Here is a 17,321-nt window from a genome sequence, read left to right on the forward strand (position 1 = left end):
CCCGCAGAGCGTGGGAAGCAGCGGCGCGGCAGGGAAAGGAGCGATTTCAGGCAGGCTCATGCTTCCACCTCCAGCACCGAGATGCGCACGCCCTGTTCGCGCAGCCAGAGACGGCGCAGCAGGTTCCCGGCGGCGGCGATGCGGTAGGAGGCCGAACCGCGCACGTCGGTGAGCGGGTCGAAGTCGTGCCCGAGCGCCTCGGCGGCGGCGGCGAGTGTCGCTTCGTCGAACGCCTTGCCGCAAAGCGCGGCCTCACAGGCGGCGGCGCGGCGGGGCGTGGCCGCCATGCCGCCGAAGGCCACGCGGGCACCGGTGACGATGCCGTCCTGCACTTGCAGGGCGAAGGCGCCGCAAACCGCCGAGATGTCGCTATCGAAGCGGCGCGAGAGCTTGGCGATGTGGATCACCGTGTCGGCTGCGGGGCGCGGGATGCGCACGGCTTCGACGAACTCTCCCGGCCGCAGGTCCTGGCTGCCGTAGGCGAGGAAGTAATCCTCCAGCGGAATGGTCCGCCGCCCCGAAATACTGCGCAAGGTCAGCTCCGCACCGAGCGCGATGAGCGCCGGCGGACCATCGCCGATGGGCGAGCCGTTGGCGATGTTGCCGCCGATGGTGCCTGCGTTGCGCACCTGCAGGCCGCCGATGCGCCGCACCAGTTCACCAAGCTCGGGATGCAGGCGCGCCAGCGCCGCGTGGGCGTCGGCATAGCGGACTGCAGCGCCCAGCGTCAGCGCCCCGTCCCTCTCCTCGATCCGCGAGAGATCGGCGATGTCGCCAAGGAAGATCATGGTCCCGGGCGTGCGCAGGCCCTTGGTCACCCACAGGCCCACGTCGGTCGCACCGGCGACGAGGCGCGCCTCCGGGTGCGCCGCCAGCAGCCCGGCCAGTTCGTCCGAGGTGCGCGGGGCGAACCAGCGCCGCCCCTGCCACTCGCCCGACGCGCCCTGGCCCGCGATCCCGGCGAGAGCATCGACCACTGCCGCATCGTCAACGTGGGCGGGCGCGAGGCCTTCGCCCGCCTCCAGGATCGGACCATAGCCGGTGCATCGGCACAGGTTGCCCGCGATCACGTCCGCGACCGGCAGTTCGCAGCCCTTCGCACCGATCGAGCGGCCATGAAGCGACATGACGAAGCCCGGCGTGCAGAACCCGCACTGCGAGCTGCCGTTCGCCGCCATGACGTCCTGCACGGGGCAAAGCGCTCCGTCGTGTCCTTTTAAGCTTTCGACCGTCGTCAGCGCCTTGCCGTTCAGCATCGGCAGGAACTGGATGCACGAATTGACCGCTCGCCACGCCACGCTCGTTCCGTCCTCTTCCAGCGAGCCGACGAGGACCGTACAGGCGCCGCAGTCGCCCTCGGCGCAGCCTTCCTTCGTGCCGGTGCGGCGCAGAGTGTAGCGCAGATGGTCGAGCAGCGTGGCGGCGGGGTCCACCTGCGGCAGATCCACAAGTTCGCCATCGAGAAGGAAGCGCACGCCCGTGTGGTCCATCGACACGTCAGCTCCCCCGGTAGGTCGAATAGCCGTAGGGCGAGACGAGCAGCGGCACGTGGTAATGGCCCGCGCGATCCGCGACGCCGAACTCCACCGGCACGACATCGAGGAACGGCGGGTCGGGCAGTTCCACGCCTTTGGCGCGGAAATACTGGCCGACGAAGAACTCCATCCGGTACGGCCCGCCCTGCAGTTCGGGCAGGCTGGGGCAGCGCCCGTCGGCATTGGTAAAGCCATCGAACATCCAGGTGTCGCCCTCGCCGAAAAGCCGGATCTTCACTCCCGCCGCCGGGCAGCCATGGGCGGTGTCGAGGACATGGGTCGAAAGCGTGCTCATGCCACCTGCTCCGCAAGCGGCCACTGGCCCAGGAACTCATGCTCGTCGTAGGCGAGGAAATCGGCCACAAGTTCATCCTTGTCATCGAGGAACAGCTGGTCGGCCACGCCCCTGACCAGCTTCGGCAGGGCATTCTGCAGGCCCGACAGCGCCGAGGCGGAAAGGCCGAGGCTGACGAGCGCGGAATAGTTGAACGCGAAAAGCCCGTGCAGCGGCGCGCCGTCCACGCCTTCGCGCGGCAGGAACTCGAAAGCCGGGCCAAGGTAGGGATGCGCGTCGATCAGTGCGTTGCGCCTGCTCACCGGCAGCACGCGGTCTCCCCAGCGGGCGATGCGGTCGGCCACCTCGCCCAGTTCGGGCCGCAGCGCCGGATCGCTCACCAGGCCGGTCGAGACGACGACGAAGTCGAAGTCGTGGTGACCCTGCGGCGTGGTGACACGCACGCCGCCGCCGGCGTGCTCGGCCACGTCCAGCCACGGCGCGCCGAGGTGAAGCGCGAAGCCGGGCCACGCCGCCGCGCGCTGGAACGTGTCGTTGGTGGGGGGCTGGTTGTGGCCGAGGAACGCGTCCATGGCGGCATACTTGGTGGCATCGTCCAGCGCGGGATAGCGCGCGGTGAAGCCCACGCGCTCCATGAAGCGGATCGGGTTCACGCGCGGCAAGGCCTTGCGCCGCATGAAGACCTCGGCCCCCGCCACGCCCTGCGACAGCGCATGGTTCGCGTTGTCGAACGCCGATGCCCCGCCGCCAAGGATGCCGATGCGCTTTCCGTGCAGCGCGGCATAGTCGATCGGATGGCTGGTGTGGGCCCAAAGGTGCCGGGGCAGGTTGTCGCGCACGATGGCGGGCGTGTGCCACTCTCCGCCGCCCTGGATGCCGGTGGCCAGCACCACCTTGCGGGCAAGGACAGGCGCCCGCCCGGCAAAGTGCAGGCGGTGAAGGCCTTCGCCCGGCAACGGCTCGATGCGCGTCAACCGGGCGCCGTTCTCCACCGGCAAGCCCAGCACGCGGCGATACCAGCGCAGGTACGCCATCCAGTCTCCCCGCGCGATCTTGTCGAGCGAGGCCCAGCCGTCCGCTCCGTGCTGCGCCTCCCACCAGGCGCGGAAAGTGAGCGAGGGGACGCCGAAGTCGATGGGGTTGAGATGCTTGGGCGTTCGCAGCGTGACCATGCGCGCATACGTTTCCCAGGGGCCCTCCATACCGTGTTCGTTCTCGTCGAACACGGCGGTGTTGACGACGCCTTCGCGGCGCAGGCCGAGCGCTGCGGCAAGGCCCGACTGGCCGCCGCCGATCACCGCCACGTCGAGCGCTGTCTCGCCCCAGGCGATGCGCGGCCGGACCCAGGCAGGGCGATCGAAGCCGATGAGCTCGAACTCACGAGCGAGCCGCGCCTCAAGCGCGGGAAGGCCGGTCGCGCCGCTCATGCCTGATCCTCGAGCCGCAGCCGCACGATCTCGCCGATCTGCTCCAGCGCGGTCGCGATTTCCGTCTCGCGCTCGTTGGCGAGGCGGCGCTCCATTGCATCGAGGATACCGGCCTTGTCGGTCAGGCGCACGCAGATGATGAAGGGAAAGCCGAAGCGCGCGCGGTAGGCCGCGTTCAGGGCGTGGAAGCGGTCGAACTCCTCCGGCGTCAGCCGGTCGAGCCCGGCGCTCGCCTGTTCGGCCGCGCTGGCGTCGGTCAGCGTGCGGTCGATGGCAGCCTTGCCGGCAAGCTCGGGATGGGCGCGGATCAGCGCGAGCTGCTCCTGCTCGCTCGCATCGTACATGGCGGCCACAAGGTCGGCGTGGCGACTGCCGCTCGATGGCCGCGCATCGGCGCGTTCCTCCACCCAGGGGCTGTGTTCGAACAGGGCGGTCACGATGTGCTCCCCTCTAGGCTGACGTGTGCCGAAACCACTTTCCATCCATCCTCGAAGCGGACCCACGACTGCGTCTGGCGGCCCCTGCGCTCGTTGCCTTCGCGGTGGAACTCGGCATCGGCGGTGGCGAAGGCGTCGCCGTAGACGGTGATCGCGACGCGCCCGAGCCTGCGCTGCGGAGAACCGCCACGTCCCTTGCGGAAGGCGCGGATCTCCTTGATGCCGTAGAGCACTTCGCCCACGCCGTAGCGGTTGGTCGTGGGCGCATCGTGGAACAGCGCGTCCATCGCCGGAATGTCATCGGCCATCAGCGCCAGTTCGTAGGCGTGGAAGGCGTGGGTGACCTGCGCCACCAGCACCGGGTCATTGATCCGCATCGGCCCCTCCCTGATAGGGATGCACTTCCATCCAGTGGCGCGCGATGTCGATGCGGCGGGCCACCCATGCGTCCCCGCTGGCGAGCACGTGGTCGAGGAACCGCGCCAGCCAGCGTGCGCGCCCGGGCTTTCCGGCAATGCGGGCGTGCAGGCCCACCGACATCATGCGCCCGCCCTCCTCGCACAGCTGGTCGAACGTGTCGCGCATGTGGCGGAAGAACTGCTCTCCCTCGGTGAACCCGTTCAGCGCGACCATCTTCATGTCGTTGACGTCGAGTGTATAGGGCACGACCAGCTGCGGCCTGCCGAACCGGATGTCCCAGTAGGGAAGGTCGTCGGCATAGCTGTCGGCATCGTAGGCGAAGCCCCCCTCCTCGGCCACGAGCCGGGCAGTGTTGGGAGAGGTGCGGCCCTGATACCAGCCGAGCGGACGCGCGCCGGTGAGCCTTTCGTGCAGCGCCACGGCCTTGGCGATATGGTCGCGTTCCACCTCCTCGGGCACGTACTGGTAGTCGATCCAGCGCAGGCCATGGCTGGCGACCTCCCAACCGGCGGCGAGCATGGCCTGCACCGCCGCGGGGTTCATCTCCATGGCCCGCGCCACGCCGAATACGGTGACGGGAAGATCGCGCTCGGCGAACAGGCGGTGCAGGCGCCAGAAGCCGGCGCGGCTGCCGTATTCGTAGAGGCTTTCCATCGCCATTGCGCGCGCCGGGTGGCTTGCGGCCCCAACCATCTCGGACAGGAAAGCCTCCGATCCCGCGTCGCCGTTCAGCACCGAATTCTCGGCGCCTTCCTCGTAGTTGACGACGAACTGCACCGCCACGCGCGCGCCGCCAGGCCAGCGCGGATCGGGAGGCGTGGAGCCGTAGCCGACGAGATCGCGGATCACGGCAGCGTCTCCCGCGAAGGTTTCGCGCGCGGTGTTCACGACTTCGCCTCCCACGCCTCGATCGCGGCGGGAACGGCTTGCCCCAAAGTCAGCGCGAAGCCTTCCATCCGCAGGCACGCTTCCAGCGCGGCCAGGGTGAGGAGGACCTTGTGCTTCATGGCGTTGTAGCCCATCGCGCCCAGGCGCCAGATCCTGCCCTGCAGCGGGCCGAACGCGGTGCCGATCTCGATCTCGAAAAGCTCGCGCATGGCGCCGCGCACCGCCTCGCCGTCAACGCCCTGCGGGATATGGACGCCGGTCACGTTCGTCATGCGATGGCGATCGTCGCCGAAGACGGTGAGCCCCATCGCGCGCAGCCCGGCGGTCATCGCCCGCCCTGCTGCGGCATGGCGGGCGTAGCGCGCCTCCAGCCCCTCGCCCAGCGCGATGCGGGCACATTCGCGCGCCGCATAAAGCATGCTCGTCGCCTCGGTATGGTGGTTGAGGCGCTTTTCGGACCAGTAGTCCATGATCATGGCGAGGTCGAAGTAGTTGGAGGATATGCGCGGCCCCTGCCCGTCCACCGCGCCTTCCCCCCGAATGCCGCGCTCCACATGGCGGCGCTGCCCGATATGCTCCGCCGCCCGGTCCGAGACGGTGATCGGCGCGGAGCCCGAAGGGCCGCCGAGGCACTTCTGCAGCCCGCCCGTCACCACGTCCACGCCCCAGCGGTCGGCGGCGAGTTCCATGCCGCCGATCGTCGCGGTCGCATCGACGTAAGAGAGCGCCCCGGCCGCGCGGCAAAGCGCACCAAGGCCGTCAAGCGGCTGGGCCATGGTGGTCGAGGTGTCGCCGTGGATCGTGGCGACCAGCCGGGGCCGCACGCGGGCGATCGCCGCCTCGATCCGCTCCATCGGCACCACTTCGCCCCAGGGTGCGTCCACCGTCTCGATCACCGCGCCAATGCGCTGCAGGATTTCGGTGAGCAGCAGGCCGAAGCGACCGAAGTTCACCACCAGCACCGCGTCTCCCGGCGCCACCAGGCTGACGAGCGCCGCTTCGATCCCGGCGCGCGCGGTGCCGTCCACCAGCATGGTCCAGCGGTTCCGCGTCCCGAAGATCGGCCGGTAGAGCGCCATGACCTGGTTCATGTAGCCGGTCATCTCAGGGTCGAACTGGCCAAGCAGGTCGGCGCTCATCGCGCGAAGGACGCGCGGGTGCGCGTTGATCGGACCGGGGCCCATCAGCAGGCGCTGGGGCGGGTCGATCTCTCCGAACAGAAGCGGGTCCAGTTCAGGCGGCAAGGCTCTCTCCCAGTCGCTGGATAAAGCCGAGCATGACCCGAAGCGCGATGTCCGCATCGGCAGGGCCGACATGCTCGGCCGGATTGTGGCTGATCCCGTGGCGGCAGCGGATGAACAGCATGACGGTGGGACACAGCGCCGCCATGTTCATGGCATCGTGCCCCGCTCCGGAGACGAGGCGGCGCACCGGCTGCCCCGCCAGGACGAGCGCCTCGTCCATGAGGTCCATCAGCGCGGGGTCGCTGGGGCTGGATGCAAGATCGTGGATGAGCGCGGCGTCCAGTTCCAGCGCGCGGGCAGCGGCGATTTCGCGGAAGCGCTCGAGGATGGCGGCCGCAACCCTGTCCCGCCGCTTCTCGCTTCCCGAACGGACGTCGAGCGTGAAGCGCACTTCGCCGGGGATCACGTTGGCCGCGCCGGGCAGCGCCTCGATCATGCCAACGGTCGCGACGACATCGGAATCGTCGCCGCGCGCCATCTGCTCGGCGGCAAGGACCATGGCGGCGGCGCCTGCCAGCGCATCGCGGCGAAGGCGCATCGCGGTCGTGCCCGCGTGGCCTGCCATTCCCCGCACGGTGAGGGCATAGCGCAGCTGGGCGGCGATGCCGGTGACGGTGCCGACCGCAAGCCCGTCAGCCTCGAGGACCGGGCCCTGCTCGATATGGGCTTCGAGATAGGCCAGCGTCCGGCCGGGCACTCGCAGCGCGTCCCGGTATGCGGCGATGTTCCCGCCCGGCGCATCCGGGCCTCCGCCAAAGCGCTCCAGCGCCGCCGCGAGCGAGACCCCTTGCCCATCGACGATCGCCGCAAGGTCTGCGTCGAGCGTTCCGGCCACGGCCCGGCTGGTCAGCATGGCCGCGGGAAAGCGCGAGCCTTCCTCGTCGCCGAAGCCGTAGACCTCGATCGCGAAGGGGAGCCGGCGGCCCTGCGCGTGAAGAGCGGCGACGCACTCTATCCCCAGCATCACGCCAAGCGACCCGTCGTAGGGTCCGGCGTCGCGCACGCTGTCCAGATGGCTGCCGATCACGAGGGCCGGAGCGGAAGGGTCGGTGCCGGCGTAAGTGCCGACGAGATTGCCCGCCGGGTCCACCCGCGCGGTCATCCCGGCCTCTTCCATCCAGACCGCTACCCGGTCCACGGCGGCGCGGTGGGCCCGGGTCAGGTAAGCGCGAAACAGCCCGCCCTCCATGTCGCTGTAGGGCGCGCCCGCAAGCGCGTCGCACCGGGCGACCGCGCGCGCCCCGCCGGGGGTGTCGAGCGCCGTCATCGCGAGAACTCCGCGCGCAGCCGCCCGCAGCCGGCATGGTGCGCCCGCGCCTGAGTGCGGGGCGGACAGATCGCGCGCCCTACCATCCCGCGACCGCCCCGTCGCTGCGCGGATCCGTCGCGCCCTGGAAAGTACCGTCGCCAAGGCGCACGAGCGCCCCGGCGTGGCCCATCGTCGCCGTCAGCGGGCCCACGCGCTCCACATCGTGCCCGGCTGCAGCAAGTTCGCCGTAGAGCCCTTGCGCAAAGCCGTCCTCCAGCTTGAGCGTGGTGGACTGCTCGCCCCATGTCCGCCCCAGCAGCCAGCGCGGGGCGCTGATCGCCTCCTGCAGGTCCATCCCGAACCGGGCGTAGCGGGTGAACAGCGCGGCCTGCGTCTGCGGCTGGCCCTCGCCCCCCATCGTGCCATAGGCCATGACCCGTCCATCGCCGAACACCGCCAGCGCCGGATTGAGCGTGTGAAATGGCTTGCGGCCGGGCTTCAGGGCATTCCAGCCATCGGCGGCGAGGCGGAAGGAACTGCCCCGGTTCTGCCAGGTGATCCCGGTCCGGGGCAGTACGAGGCCCGAGCCGAACTCGAAGTAGGTGGACTGGATGCAGCTGACCACGCGCCCGTCGGCGTCGGCGGCGCCGAACCAGCAGGTATCGCCCCACTGCGGCGGCTGCGGCCATGCCAGCGCGCGTGCCGGATCGATCCGCGCGGCAAGCGCGTCCAGCGCGGTCGGGTCGGCCAGCAGGCCCTGGAAGTCGAACGCTGCATGGGCCGGGTCGCCCACGTGTAGATCGCGGATGAGGAAAGCCTGCTTGGTCGCTTCCACCAGGCCGTGGACATGGTCGAACCCGTTCGCCTCACCGGCCTGCAGCCGGTCAAACAGCGCCAGGGTCAGCAGCGAGGCGAAGCCCTGCGTCGGCGGGGCGGAGTTGTAGAGCGCGGCGCCGCCGATCACCGTGTGCAGCGGCTCGGGCCGGGTCGCGCGGTGCGCGGCAAGGTCCTCGCCCGAGACGGGGCTGCCCAGCGCGGCGAGGTCGTCCGCGATCATCGCGCCAAGCTCGCCGCGGTAGAAGCTTTCCAGCCCATCGGTGGCAAGCGTGCGCAGCGTTTCTCCCAGCAGCGGCTGGCGCAGCACGTCCCCTTCGGCAAGCGGGCGGCCTTCGGGTTCGAAGATGCGCGCGTAGGCGCCGGGCTGTTCGCGCAGTTCGCCGCCCTTGGCCGCCGCGATGGCCGCTCCGCCGACGGTTACGCGCACGCCCACCTCGGCATGTTCGATCGCATCGCGCAGCAGGCGTCCGAGCGGCAGCGCCCCGCGCGCGCCCTCGACCTCGCTCTCGCCCCCGCTCCCGCCCTGCCCCTCAAGCGCCGCCGCCCAGCCCGAGATCGTGCCTGCCACCGTGTTCGCGGCCAGGGGCCCGCGCGTCGGCACCGCGTCCAGCCCTGCGTAGAGCGAAAGGTCGGCGCCAGCCGCCGCCCCGCCGCAGCCGTGGATGGAGTGGACACGCCCGTCAGGCTCGCGGATCAGCCAGAACCCGTCGCCGCCGATCCCGGTCATGTGGGGATAGACGACCGCCAGCGTCGCCGCCACGGCAACGCAGGCCTCCACCGCGTTGCCGCCGTCGGCCAGTACGTCGCGCCCGGCCTTCGCGGCAAGGAAGTGAGGCGCGGTGACGATGCCGCTCTGAGCGCTGACGGTCTTCATGCGATCCGCCCCATCAATCCGGCAGCGCGGCCACGAAGGCGCGCACTACCTCGGCCGAGTTCACCGAGGCGAGCGCCATGAAGGTGTTCATCTGGTTCTCTCCGCTGTCGCCGCCGGCAAGGTCGGACAGGCTGCGAAAGACGATCGCCGGCACTGCGTTGGCATAGGCGACCTGCGTCACCGCCGCGCTTTCCATGTCGAGCACGCGCGCATTCCACGCCTGCTGCAGGTATTGGCGGAACTCGGCGTTGTCGGCAAAGACGCTGGCGCTCACCCCGGTGCCGCCGACCACGATCTTGGGCTCCTGCGCCAGGCATCGCGAGCTGTCCGGTGCCTGCCCCTCGCCGCCGATGCAGCGTTTGAGCGTGACCTTGGGAGTGATCCGGCGCGCGATCTCGACGAGGCCGGCGTCGACCGGCAAGGTGTAATGGCGCCGCGTTGCCTCTCCGGCATTGCCCACGCGCACGCCGCGCGGGAACATCATGCCCCAGTTCCCCGGCGCCTCGGGATCGACCGGCTCGGGCGGGGCCCAGCCCTTGTCCGTCTTCCGCGCGAAGGACACCTCGAGATATTGCGCCCAGTCCTGTGCGACGATCACATCGCCGATGGACAGGGTCGGATCCACGCCGCCGGCGATTCCGGAGAAGACGATCCGCTTCACCTTGAACCGGTCGAGCACGAGCTGCGTGTTCATCGCCGCGTTCACCATCGACACGCCGCTTTGCATCAGCACCACCGGCTTGCCTTCCAGCCGCCCGGTGACGAAGGTCAGGCCGTTGACCTTGTGCTCCCGCGCGTTCCGGACGGCGGGCAGAAGCGCGTCCCACTCGGGCTGGAACGCGGTCATAACAACCGTGCGCGCGGTTTCGTCCAGCCGCTTCGCTTCTGCCGGAACGGCCGCGAGGGCGAGCGGGAGAGCGAGGGGGACAGCGAGGGCAAAAAAGGCAGTAGAACGCATCAGGCGGTTCCCATCCAGACGAAGCGGGCGACGAAAAGCAGGGCGAGGATCAGCAGGAACCAGTCGGTTCGGCGCACCGTGCCGCGCACGATCTTGAGAACGGCATGGGCGGTGATGCCGAAGGCGAGGCCGTTGGCGATCGAGAAGGTGAGCGGGATCATCGCGACGGTGAGGAACGCGGGGATCGCCGAAAGCGGATCGTCCCACTCCACCTCGGTCAGCGGCAGCAGCATGAGGCCGCCCACGATGATGAGGGCGGGCGCCGTGGCGGCCAGCGGGATGACCTGCGCGTACGGAGCCACGAACATCGTCGCGAGGAACAGCACGCCGGTGACGATGGCGGTAAGGCCGGTGCGTCCGCCCGCCTGCACGCCCGCTGCGCTCTCGACGTAGGAGGTGACCGTGCTGGTCCCCGCGATCGAGCCGACGATGGTGGCGGTGGCATCGGTGATGAGGATGCGGTTCAGGCCCGGGATGCGCCCCGCCGCGTCCATCAGGCCCGCCCGCTTGGTGACCGCGACGAGCGTGCCGATGTTGTCGAACAGGTCGACGAAGAGGAACACGAACAGGATTTCAAGCAGGCCGAGCCCATGCCGCCCCGAAAGACCGAACACGCCGGCAAGGTCGAGCTGGAAGGCGGTGCCGGTCAGCGCGGCGAGCGAGTATGGCTCGGGGCTGATCGAGACCATGCCCGCGATCCAGCCGACGAGCGTGGTCGCCACGATGCCGATCAGCATGGCGCCGCGCACGTTCCACACGCTCATCGCGCCGATCACCACGAGCCCGAAGATGGCAAGCGCCGCGCCCGGGGCCTTGAGGTCTCCCAGCGCCACGAAAGTCGCGGGATTGGCGACGATGATCCCCGCGTCCTTGAAGCCGATGAAGCCGATGAACAGGCCGATGCCGCCCGCCACCGCCGCGAAGAGATAGGGCGGGATGGAGGCGACGATGAGCTGCCGCACGCCCGTCAGCGTCAGGACCAGGAAGGCGATGCCTGAAATGAACACGCAGCCCAGCGCCACCGGCCAGGGCACGCCCATCTGCTGCACGACCGTGAAGCTGAAGTAGGCGTTGAGGCCCATGCCGGGCGCCAGCGCCAGCGGCACATTGGCGACGGAGCCCATCAGGATCGAGGCGAAGGCCGCGGCAAAGCAGGTCGCCGCCGCGACCGAGGCGACGGGCATCCCCGCGCTTCCCAGGATCGCCGGGTTGACCAGCACGATATAGGCCATCGTCAGGAACGTCGTCACGCCCGCCAGCACCTCGGTACGCGCGGTGGTGCCGCGCGCGGTGAGGCAGAAATAGCGGTCGAGCGCGCCGGATGGCTCCGCCTGCCGCCCCTCGGGCATGGTCTCAGTCTGCGTCACTCGTCACCCCTTCCACCGCCCCCTGCGGTGCATCCCGAAATTCATCGTCCGGCCATCGTGATCGGCCGGCGGACCTTGCGCCAGCCATTTCGTCGCCGCGCCGGCCGCTTTTCCCTCAGGCCCGCGAAAGCAGGGCCCCTTGCGCTCCCGATTGCCCTTGCCCTACCGGTTCCGCGTGCGCTGCAGGCTCCGCCTGCGCAGGCGTGGCAAGATCGCCCGGCTGCCCGGGCATCGAGAAACCCGTCACCCCCGCCGCTTCGAGCTTGGCGGCGAAGGCGAACAGTTCCGCCTCTCCGCCCGGTGCGCCGATCAATTGCAGGCCGATCGGCAGTTGCCCGGGACGGCGGAGCGGAACCGCCAGCGAAGGCAGCCCGGTGAAGCTGATCGGCTGGGTGTGAATGCCAAGGTCGGCGCGCGCGGGGCTGAGCGCACCGTCGATCACGATGCGCGGGTCCTCCACCAGCGGCGCCACCGTGGGCGTCGCAGGCGCGAGCAGCACGTCATGATTTGCCACCAGCGCCGCGATTCTGGCGCGGTACTCGGCCCGCAAGGCCTGCGCTTCCTCGTAGAGCGCATCGGGCAGCAGTGCGCCCGCGATCAGCCGGTCGCGCACTTGCGGATCGAAGGCCATGGCATCGGCCGCCAGCGCCTCGCGGTGAAGCGCCCCGCCCTCATACGCGGTGATGAGGAACGCGGCCGAGCGGGCGCGCGCGATCTCGGGCAGTTCGACGAGCGGCGCCTCGGGCGCGATCGCGTCGATCGCGGCGAGCTGGTCTGCCTCCACGTTCTCGCGGAACCGCCCGCCAAGCCGCGCCACGCGGGGAGTGCCGCCGGACGCAGCCACCTTCCGGCCGCAAAGCACTTCCCACACCAGCACCATGTCCTGCGCCGAACGGGTGAAGGGACCGACATCGTCGAAACTCTTCGCGAAGGGGAACACGCCGCCCAGCGGCAGATCGCCGTTCGTGGGTTTGAGGCCGTAAGTGCCCGTCAGGCTCGCGGGCACCCGGATCGACCCGTTCGTGTCCGAGCCAAGCGCGAAAGGCAGCAGCCCGGCCGCGACCACCGCCGCCGACCCGCCGGAGGAGCCTCCCGCCAGCCGCGCCGTATCGTGCGGGTTGCGCGTGGTACCATAAGCCGCGTTGATGGTGGCGAAGCCATAGGCGAACTCGTCCATGTTGAGCGTGGCGACCAGCACCGCGCCCGCAGCCCGGAGCCGCGCCACCGCCTCGGCGTCGGCCGGCGCGGGGGCGGCATCGGCATAGAGCATGGACCCCGCCGTGGTGGGCAGCCCGGCAATGTCGAAAAGATCCTTGACGCCGTAGGGCACGCCCGCGAGCGGACCCGGGTCCTGCCCGGCGGCGACCTTTGCGTCCACCGCGTCCGCCTCAGCGCGGGCGCGGTCGTGAAGGACGCGTGTGACGGCGACGAGTTGCGGGTCGCTGCGCACCAGTGCGGCGAGGCATTCCTCCACCAGCGCGCGGGCGGTTACGCGCCCTTCCCGCACGGCGGCGGCGGTCTCGCGCACTCCCATCATGCCTGCGTCTCCGTGGGCTCGCCCCGCATCGTGCGCGCATGGCGGGCAAGCAGGGCCAGGTTCGCGGCGACGCCTGCCTCGCAAGACGCAGGGATCGGAAGCGAGCGCGCGGCGCTTGCCGCGGCGATCTCGTCGGCGCTCAAGGGAACTGCGGCGTTGCTCGCCTCAGTGGGGGTATCGGCCATGGTCTCGCGATCGTTTGGGCTGCGGCGAAGGCAACGGGTGTAGCCCCGCTTCCCTGCCCGCTCACCCCCTGTCGATCAAACGCAATGATCGGAACGGATCGTTGCAAAAATGAGAGCGCCACCCGGTGGCGCCCTCACCATCGTATCAGATCATGCTTTCAGGCCGGACCACCCGGTCGAACGTCGCCTCGTCCACCAGCGCCAGTTCCAGCGCCGACTGCCGGAGCGTCAGGCCTTTCTCGTGCGCGTGCTTGGCGATCTTGGCCGCGTTGTCGTAACCGATCTCGGGAGCCAGCGCGGTGACGAGCATCAGCGAGCGCTCGAGCAGTTCGGTGATGCGCGCCCGGTTCGGCTCAATCCCGTCCACGCAGCGCTCCGCGAAGCTGACCATCCCCACCGAAAGCAGGTCGATCGAGCGGATCACCGCCGCGCCGATCAGCGGCTTGAACACGTTGAGCTCGAACGCGCCCTGCAGGCCGCCGATCGTGGCCGCCTGATGGTTGCCGATGACCTGCCCGGAGACCATCGTCAGCATCTCGCACTGGGTGGGATTGACCTTGCCCGGCATGATCGAGCTGCCGGGCTCGTTGGCGGGCAGGTCAATCTCGCCAAGGCCCGAGCGCGGCCCGGAGCCCAGCCAGCGGATGTCGTTGGCGATCTTGGTCAGCGCCACCGCCAGCGTCGCCAGCGTGGAGGAGAGATGGACGAGCGGATCGTTCGACGCCAGCGCCTCGAACTTGTTGTCGGCCGGGCGGAAGGAAAGGCCGGTAAGCTGCGAAAGCTCGGCGGCGACGTCGGCGTCGAAGCCAGGCGCGGCGTTGAGGCCGGTGCCGACCGCCGTGCCGCCCTGGGCGAGCGCCGCCACGCCTTCCTCCACCGCCGGCACGATGCGCGCGCGCGCCAGCTTCAGCTGCTGGGCATAACCCGAGAACTCCTGCCCCAGCGTCACCGGCGTCGCGTCCTGCAGATGGGTGCGGCCGATCTTCACGATACCGCCCCACGCCGTCGCCTTGGCGTCGATCGAGGCGAACAGCCGGTCCAGCGCGGGGAGCAGGCTGGCCGTCACCGCGCGCGCGGCCGCCACGTGAAGCGCGGTCGGGAAGCTGTCGTTCGAGGACTGCCCCATGTTCACGTGGTCGTTGGGATGCACCGGGCTCTTGCCGCCCCGGGTGCCCGTCAGGATCTCGTTGGCGCGGCCCGCGATCACCTCGTTGAGGTTCATGTTGGTCTGCGTGCCGCTGCCGGTCTGCCAGATGACGAGCGGGAACTGGTCGTCAAGCTTGCCTTCCACGATCTCGGCGGCGGCGGCCTCGATGGCGTCGGCCAGCTTGGCGTCGAGCCCGTGGCGGCGGTTCACCCGCGCTGCCGCCTGCTTCACGAGCGCGAGCGCGTGGACGATCGCAAGCGGCATCCGCTCGGAGGCGCCGAAGGGGAAGTTCTCGATGCTGCGCTGCGTCTGCGCGCCCCAGTAGGCGCTGGCGGGAACGTCGATTTCGCCGATGCTGTCGGATTCGCGCCGGGTTTCCATGCTCACTCGGGTCTCCATTGGCTGCTGGTCGTTGAGGCCAACATAAGCCGCCATGCCGACATTGCCACCGATATTGCGAACGGTTCGCAGATAATGCGGCGTTGACGGCAAAGCCGCGATGCGCGACCCCACGCCCCGGGGCCGGTCCGAGCCCAATCCCCCTTTCGCCTCAGAAGGACGATCCGAACCACCATGACCAAGCGCATCCTCGCCGGCCGCAGCGTCCACCCCGTGGGCCTTGGCTGCATGAACGTCGCCTGGGCCTACAACGCCGCTCCTCCGCACGATGAGGCGGTGGCGCTGATGCGCCATGCGCTCGACGCCGGTTGCGACCATTTCGACACGGCCAACATCTATGGCGCCGGGCTCAGCGAGGAAATCCTGGGCGAGGCGATCATGGACCGGCGCGGCGAATTCCTCCTCGCCACCAAGACCGGGATCGTGACCGATGGCGACAGGCGCGGGGTGGACTGCAGCCCCGCCGCCATCGCTGCCTCGCTCGATGCCAGCCTCAAGCGGCTGAAGACCGATCATGTGGACCTGTTCTACATGCACCGGCTGGACCCGAGCGTGCCGATCGCGGAGTCGGTGGGCGCGATGGCGCGCGCGGTCGAGGCCGGGAAGATCGGCGGCTACGGCGTGTCCGAATGGTCCGCCGCGCACATCCGCGAAGCCCATGCGGTGCACCCGGTCACGGCGGTGCAGACGGAATATTCGCTGTGGACGCGCAATGTCGAGCTGGCGGTGCTGGAGACGACGCGCGAGCTGGGCATTGCCCTAGTCGCCTTTTCTCCCGTCGGCCGCGGCGCGCTCGGCGGCAGGATGAGCGATCCCGCGCAGCTGCCCGAGCATGACATTCGCCGCACGATGCCGCGCTTCCAGGGCGAAAACTGGACGCATAACGCCGGGCTCATCGCGCAGCTTGCCGAGCTGGCGGGCGAAGCGGGCGTGACCTGCGCACAGCTGTCGCTCGCCTGGGTGCTTTCGCGCGGCGAGCACGTCCACGCCATTCCCGGAACGCGCCGCATCGCCTACTTCGACGAGAACCATGCGAGCGGCGCGATGGCGCTGGACCCCGCGATCCTCGCCCGGGCGGATGCGCTCATCAACCAGCAGACCGTTGCGGGGCACCGCTACCCCGCCCATTTCCTGGCCTTGATCGACACCGAGGAGTTCTGAGCCGCCGACCTTGACTTGAATAACCATTTAGGTTATAAGCCGCAGCATCGATTTTGATCTCAGGATCACGATCGAGCAAAGCGGCGGGCCGGGAGCATGTAGCTGACGCTTTCCCTCTCCCGGCGCGGTCGGCGCTTCGGTCGTGGACACCGGAACAGCCACAAAGGGATACGTGGACGAAGATGAGGGTATGCCCTCAGGTAAGGTGGCATGGGATGCGAGCCCTGCCCACCGGCCCCACGCACCACACGGGCTCGGCCTTCGGGAGTTACCTTGCCTCTCCCGGGGGCCCTCGGCGAACAAAAGGTTTGAACCGGCAGCCCTTGCGTGATGCCCGCAAGGAACCCCCAGCGCCGACCGCCTTGCCGTCCGCTGAACCTTTCCCCGGCGTTATCCCGCACTCGCCAGCGGGCGATGACCTGTGCCTGCGGGAGCCCTTCCGGCGTCCTCAGAGGCCGAGCGGCTTCATCTCGCGGATGAGATCGACCAGCAGCCGCAGCCCGCGCGGGACCTGCCGACGGCTGGAATAATAGATGAAATATCCTTCGCCGGGCGACGACCATTCCGGCAGCGTGACCCGCAGCAGATCGCGCTGCGTGAGGTCGGCGATCCCTTCGCACGCCATGTAGATGAGGCCAAGCCCCTGCAGCGCCAGGGCGCGGCTCGCGCTGCCGTTGTTGACGGTGACCCCGCCCGGCACGTCGAGCACGAAAGATTCCTCGCCGCGCTCCAGTTCCCACTTGTAGATGCGGCTGTTGCCAAGGCGGATGCGGATGCACTGGTGATGCATCAGGTCCTGGGGGTGGAGCGGCTCGCCGCACCGCTCGAAATAGGCGGGCGATCCCGCGATCACCCAGCTGAAATCGGCGGAAAGGCGCTGCGCGATCATGTCCTCGGGCACTGTCCCGCCGAAGCGGATGCCGGCATCGAAGCCGCCTTCGGTGACGTCCACCATCGCGTTGTCGACACAGATGTCGAGCTCCACGTCGGGATAGCGCGCGACGAACTCGGGCAGCACCGGGGCAAGAAGCTGCGTCGCCGCATCGTCCGGCACGTTGATGCGCACTCGCCCGGCAGGCGCGTCGCGATGGAGGTTCAGCCGGTCCTCCGCCTCGTGGATGGCGGCGAAGGGATCGCGGATCGCCTCGTGCAGGTCGTCGCCCGCGGCCGTCAGCGTGACCGAGCGGTTGGTGCGGTTGACGAGCCGGACCTTCAGCCGCTCCTCCAGCCCGCGCAGCGAATGGCTGAGCGCCGAGGCCGACACGCCCATCTCGGTCGCCGCCTTGCGGAAGTTGCGGTGCCGCGCGATCGCGAGGAAATAGCTGAGGTCGGCGAGATCCGAACGCCTGAAGGGCATGGCG

General features: G+C 69.6%; 16 protein-coding genes. 1 reads left to right on the top strand and 15 read right to left on the bottom strand.

The genetic code is table 11. The features are described 5' to 3' along the window. Nucleotides 1–56: 56 nt before the first annotated feature. The 14 genes from xdhA to fumC all read right to left on the bottom strand — a co-directional run bounded on the left by xdhA (nucleotide 57) and on the right by fumC (nucleotide 14,781). Nucleotides 57–1,490: a xanthine dehydrogenase small subunit gene (gene xdhA / locus GR702_RS05790; RefSeq protein ID WP_160985171.1), complete on the bottom strand. Its 1,434-nt coding sequence runs from the start codon at nucleotides 1,488–1,490 to the stop codon at nucleotides 57–59. Between the two features lie 7 nt (nucleotides 1,491–1,497). Then, nucleotides 1,498–1,830: a hydroxyisourate hydrolase gene (uraH, locus tag GR702_RS05795; protein WP_160985022.1), complete on the bottom strand. Its 333-nt coding sequence runs from the start codon at nucleotides 1,828–1,830 to the stop codon at nucleotides 1,498–1,500. Next, nucleotides 1,827–3,257: an FAD/NAD(P)-binding protein gene (locus GR702_RS05800; RefSeq protein ID WP_160985023.1), complete on the bottom strand. Its 1,431-nt coding sequence runs from the start codon at nucleotides 3,255–3,257 to the stop codon at nucleotides 1,827–1,829. Before GR702_RS05800 ends, uraH begins: the two co-directional genes overlap by 4 nt. After that, nucleotides 3,254–3,694, bottom strand: coding sequence for a 2-oxo-4-hydroxy-4-carboxy-5-ureidoimidazoline decarboxylase (gene uraD / locus GR702_RS05805; protein WP_160985024.1), 441 nt, complete (start codon nucleotides 3,692–3,694; stop codon nucleotides 3,254–3,256). Before uraD ends, GR702_RS05800 begins: the two co-directional genes overlap by 4 nt. After that, a complete protein-coding gene (hpxZ, locus tag GR702_RS05810; RefSeq protein ID WP_160985025.1) occupies nucleotides 3,691–4,071 on the bottom strand; it encodes an oxalurate catabolism protein HpxZ in 381 nt (126 codons plus the stop codon). Before hpxZ ends, uraD begins: the two co-directional genes overlap by 4 nt. After that, nucleotides 4,058–4,963, bottom strand: coding sequence for an allantoinase PuuE (gene puuE, locus GR702_RS05815; protein WP_160985172.1), 906 nt, complete (start codon nucleotides 4,961–4,963; stop codon nucleotides 4,058–4,060). Before puuE ends, hpxZ begins: the two co-directional genes overlap by 14 nt. Before the next feature lie 35 nt (nucleotides 4,964–4,998). Beyond that, nucleotides 4,999–6,186 carry a pyridoxal-phosphate-dependent aminotransferase family protein gene (locus GR702_RS05820; protein WP_202408102.1) on the bottom strand — a complete coding sequence of 396 codons (1,188 nt, stop codon included), beginning with the start codon at nucleotides 6,184–6,186 and terminating at the stop codon, nucleotides 4,999–5,001. A gap of 49 nt (nucleotides 6,187–6,235) precedes the next feature. Next, complete coding sequence (locus GR702_RS05825; RefSeq protein WP_160985027.1) at nucleotides 6,236–7,513, bottom strand: allantoate amidohydrolase; 1,278 nt, start codon at nucleotides 7,511–7,513, stop codon at nucleotides 6,236–6,238. A gap of 79 nt (nucleotides 7,514–7,592) precedes the next feature. Continuing rightward, nucleotides 7,593–9,206 carry a gamma-glutamyltransferase family protein gene (locus GR702_RS05830; RefSeq protein WP_160985028.1) on the bottom strand — a complete coding sequence of 538 codons (1,614 nt, stop codon included), beginning with the start codon at nucleotides 9,204–9,206 and terminating at the stop codon, nucleotides 7,593–7,595. A gap of 13 nt (nucleotides 9,207–9,219) precedes the next feature. Further along, complete coding sequence (locus GR702_RS05835; RefSeq protein WP_160985029.1) at nucleotides 9,220–10,164, bottom strand: 5'-methylthioadenosine/S-adenosylhomocysteine nucleosidase; 945 nt, start codon at nucleotides 10,162–10,164, stop codon at nucleotides 9,220–9,222. Then, complete coding sequence (locus GR702_RS05840; protein WP_160985173.1) at nucleotides 10,164–11,513, bottom strand: NCS2 family permease; 1,350 nt, start codon at nucleotides 11,511–11,513, stop codon at nucleotides 10,164–10,166. The genes GR702_RS05835 and GR702_RS05840 overlap by 1 nt, the downstream gene beginning before the upstream one ends. 133 nt (nucleotides 11,514–11,646) lie before the next feature. Then, complete coding sequence (locus GR702_RS05845; protein ID WP_160985030.1) at nucleotides 11,647–13,068, bottom strand: AtzE family amidohydrolase; 1,422 nt, start codon at nucleotides 13,066–13,068, stop codon at nucleotides 11,647–11,649. Then, nucleotides 13,065–13,253 carry a hypothetical protein gene (locus tag GR702_RS05850; RefSeq protein ID WP_160985031.1) on the bottom strand — a complete coding sequence of 63 codons (189 nt, stop codon included), beginning with the start codon at nucleotides 13,251–13,253 and terminating at the stop codon, nucleotides 13,065–13,067. The genes GR702_RS05845 and GR702_RS05850 overlap by 4 nt, the downstream gene beginning before the upstream one ends. Before the next feature lie 145 nt (nucleotides 13,254–13,398). Then, nucleotides 13,399–14,781 carry a class II fumarate hydratase gene (gene fumC / locus GR702_RS05855; RefSeq protein ID WP_160985174.1) on the bottom strand — a complete coding sequence of 461 codons (1,383 nt, stop codon included), beginning with the start codon at nucleotides 14,779–14,781 and terminating at the stop codon, nucleotides 13,399–13,401. 192 nt (nucleotides 14,782–14,973) lie between these two features. On the opposite strand from fumC, the gene GR702_RS05860 reads away from it, so the two are divergent. Beyond that, nucleotides 14,974–15,960, top strand: a complete 987-nt coding sequence (locus GR702_RS05860) for an aldo/keto reductase (RefSeq protein ID WP_160985032.1) — start codon at nucleotides 14,974–14,976, stop codon at nucleotides 15,958–15,960. Nucleotides 15,961–16,408: 448 nt separating this feature from the next. On the opposite strand, the gene GR702_RS05865 is transcribed toward GR702_RS05860, so the two are convergent. After that, complete coding sequence (locus tag GR702_RS05865; protein ID WP_160985033.1) at nucleotides 16,409–17,317, bottom strand: LysR substrate-binding domain-containing protein; 909 nt, start codon at nucleotides 17,315–17,317, stop codon at nucleotides 16,409–16,411. Between the last annotated feature and the right edge of the window lie 4 nt (nucleotides 17,318–17,321).

Origin of the sequence: Novosphingobium silvae (assembly GCF_009856825.1) — a bacterium.
In the GTDB taxonomy this organism is placed as follows: domain Bacteria; phylum Pseudomonadota; class Alphaproteobacteria; order Sphingomonadales; family Sphingomonadaceae; genus Novosphingobium; species Novosphingobium silvae.

Coding starts and splice junctions, on each gene's coding strand:
- xdhA (WP_160985171.1), bottom strand. CDS start 1,490: ATGGACCACACGGGCGTGCGCTTCCTTCTCGATGGCGAACTTGTGGAT.
- uraH (WP_160985022.1), bottom strand. CDS start 1,830: ATGAGCACGCTTTCGACCCATGTCCTCGACACCGCCCATGGCTGCCCG.
- GR702_RS05800 (WP_160985023.1), bottom strand. CDS start 3,257: ATGAGCGGCGCGACCGGCCTTCCCGCGCTTGAGGCGCGGCTCGCTCGT.
- hpxZ (WP_160985025.1), bottom strand. CDS start 4,071: ATGCGGATCAATGACCCGGTGCTGGTGGCGCAGGTCACCCACGCCTTC.
- GR702_RS05820 (WP_202408102.1), bottom strand. CDS start 6,186: ATGGGCCCCGGTCCGATCAACGCGCACCCGCGCGTCCTTCGCGCGATG.
- GR702_RS05825 (WP_160985027.1), bottom strand. CDS start 7,513: ATGACGGCGCTCGACACCCCCGGCGGGGCGCGCGCGGTCGCCCGGTGC.
- GR702_RS05830 (WP_160985028.1), bottom strand. CDS start 9,206: ATGAAGACCGTCAGCGCTCAGAGCGGCATCGTCACCGCGCCTCACTTC.
- GR702_RS05835 (WP_160985029.1), bottom strand. CDS start 10,164: ATGCGTTCTACTGCCTTTTTTGCCCTCGCTGTCCCCCTCGCTCTCCCG.
- GR702_RS05840 (WP_160985173.1), bottom strand. CDS start 11,513: ATGCCCGAGGGGCGGCAGGCGGAGCCATCCGGCGCGCTCGACCGCTAT.
- GR702_RS05845 (WP_160985030.1), bottom strand. CDS start 13,068: ATGATGGGAGTGCGCGAGACCGCCGCCGCCGTGCGGGAAGGGCGCGTA.
- GR702_RS05850 (WP_160985031.1), bottom strand. CDS start 13,253: ATGGCCGATACCCCCACTGAGGCGAGCAACGCCGCAGTTCCCTTGAGC.
- fumC (WP_160985174.1), bottom strand. CDS start 14,781: ATGGAAACCCGGCGCGAATCCGACAGCATCGGCGAAATCGACGTTCCC.
- GR702_RS05860 (WP_160985032.1), top strand. CDS start 14,974: ATGACCAAGCGCATCCTCGCCGGCCGCAGCGTCCACCCCGTGGGCCTT.
- GR702_RS05865 (WP_160985033.1), bottom strand. CDS start 17,317: ATGCCCTTCAGGCGTTCGGATCTCGCCGACCTCAGCTATTTCCTCGCG.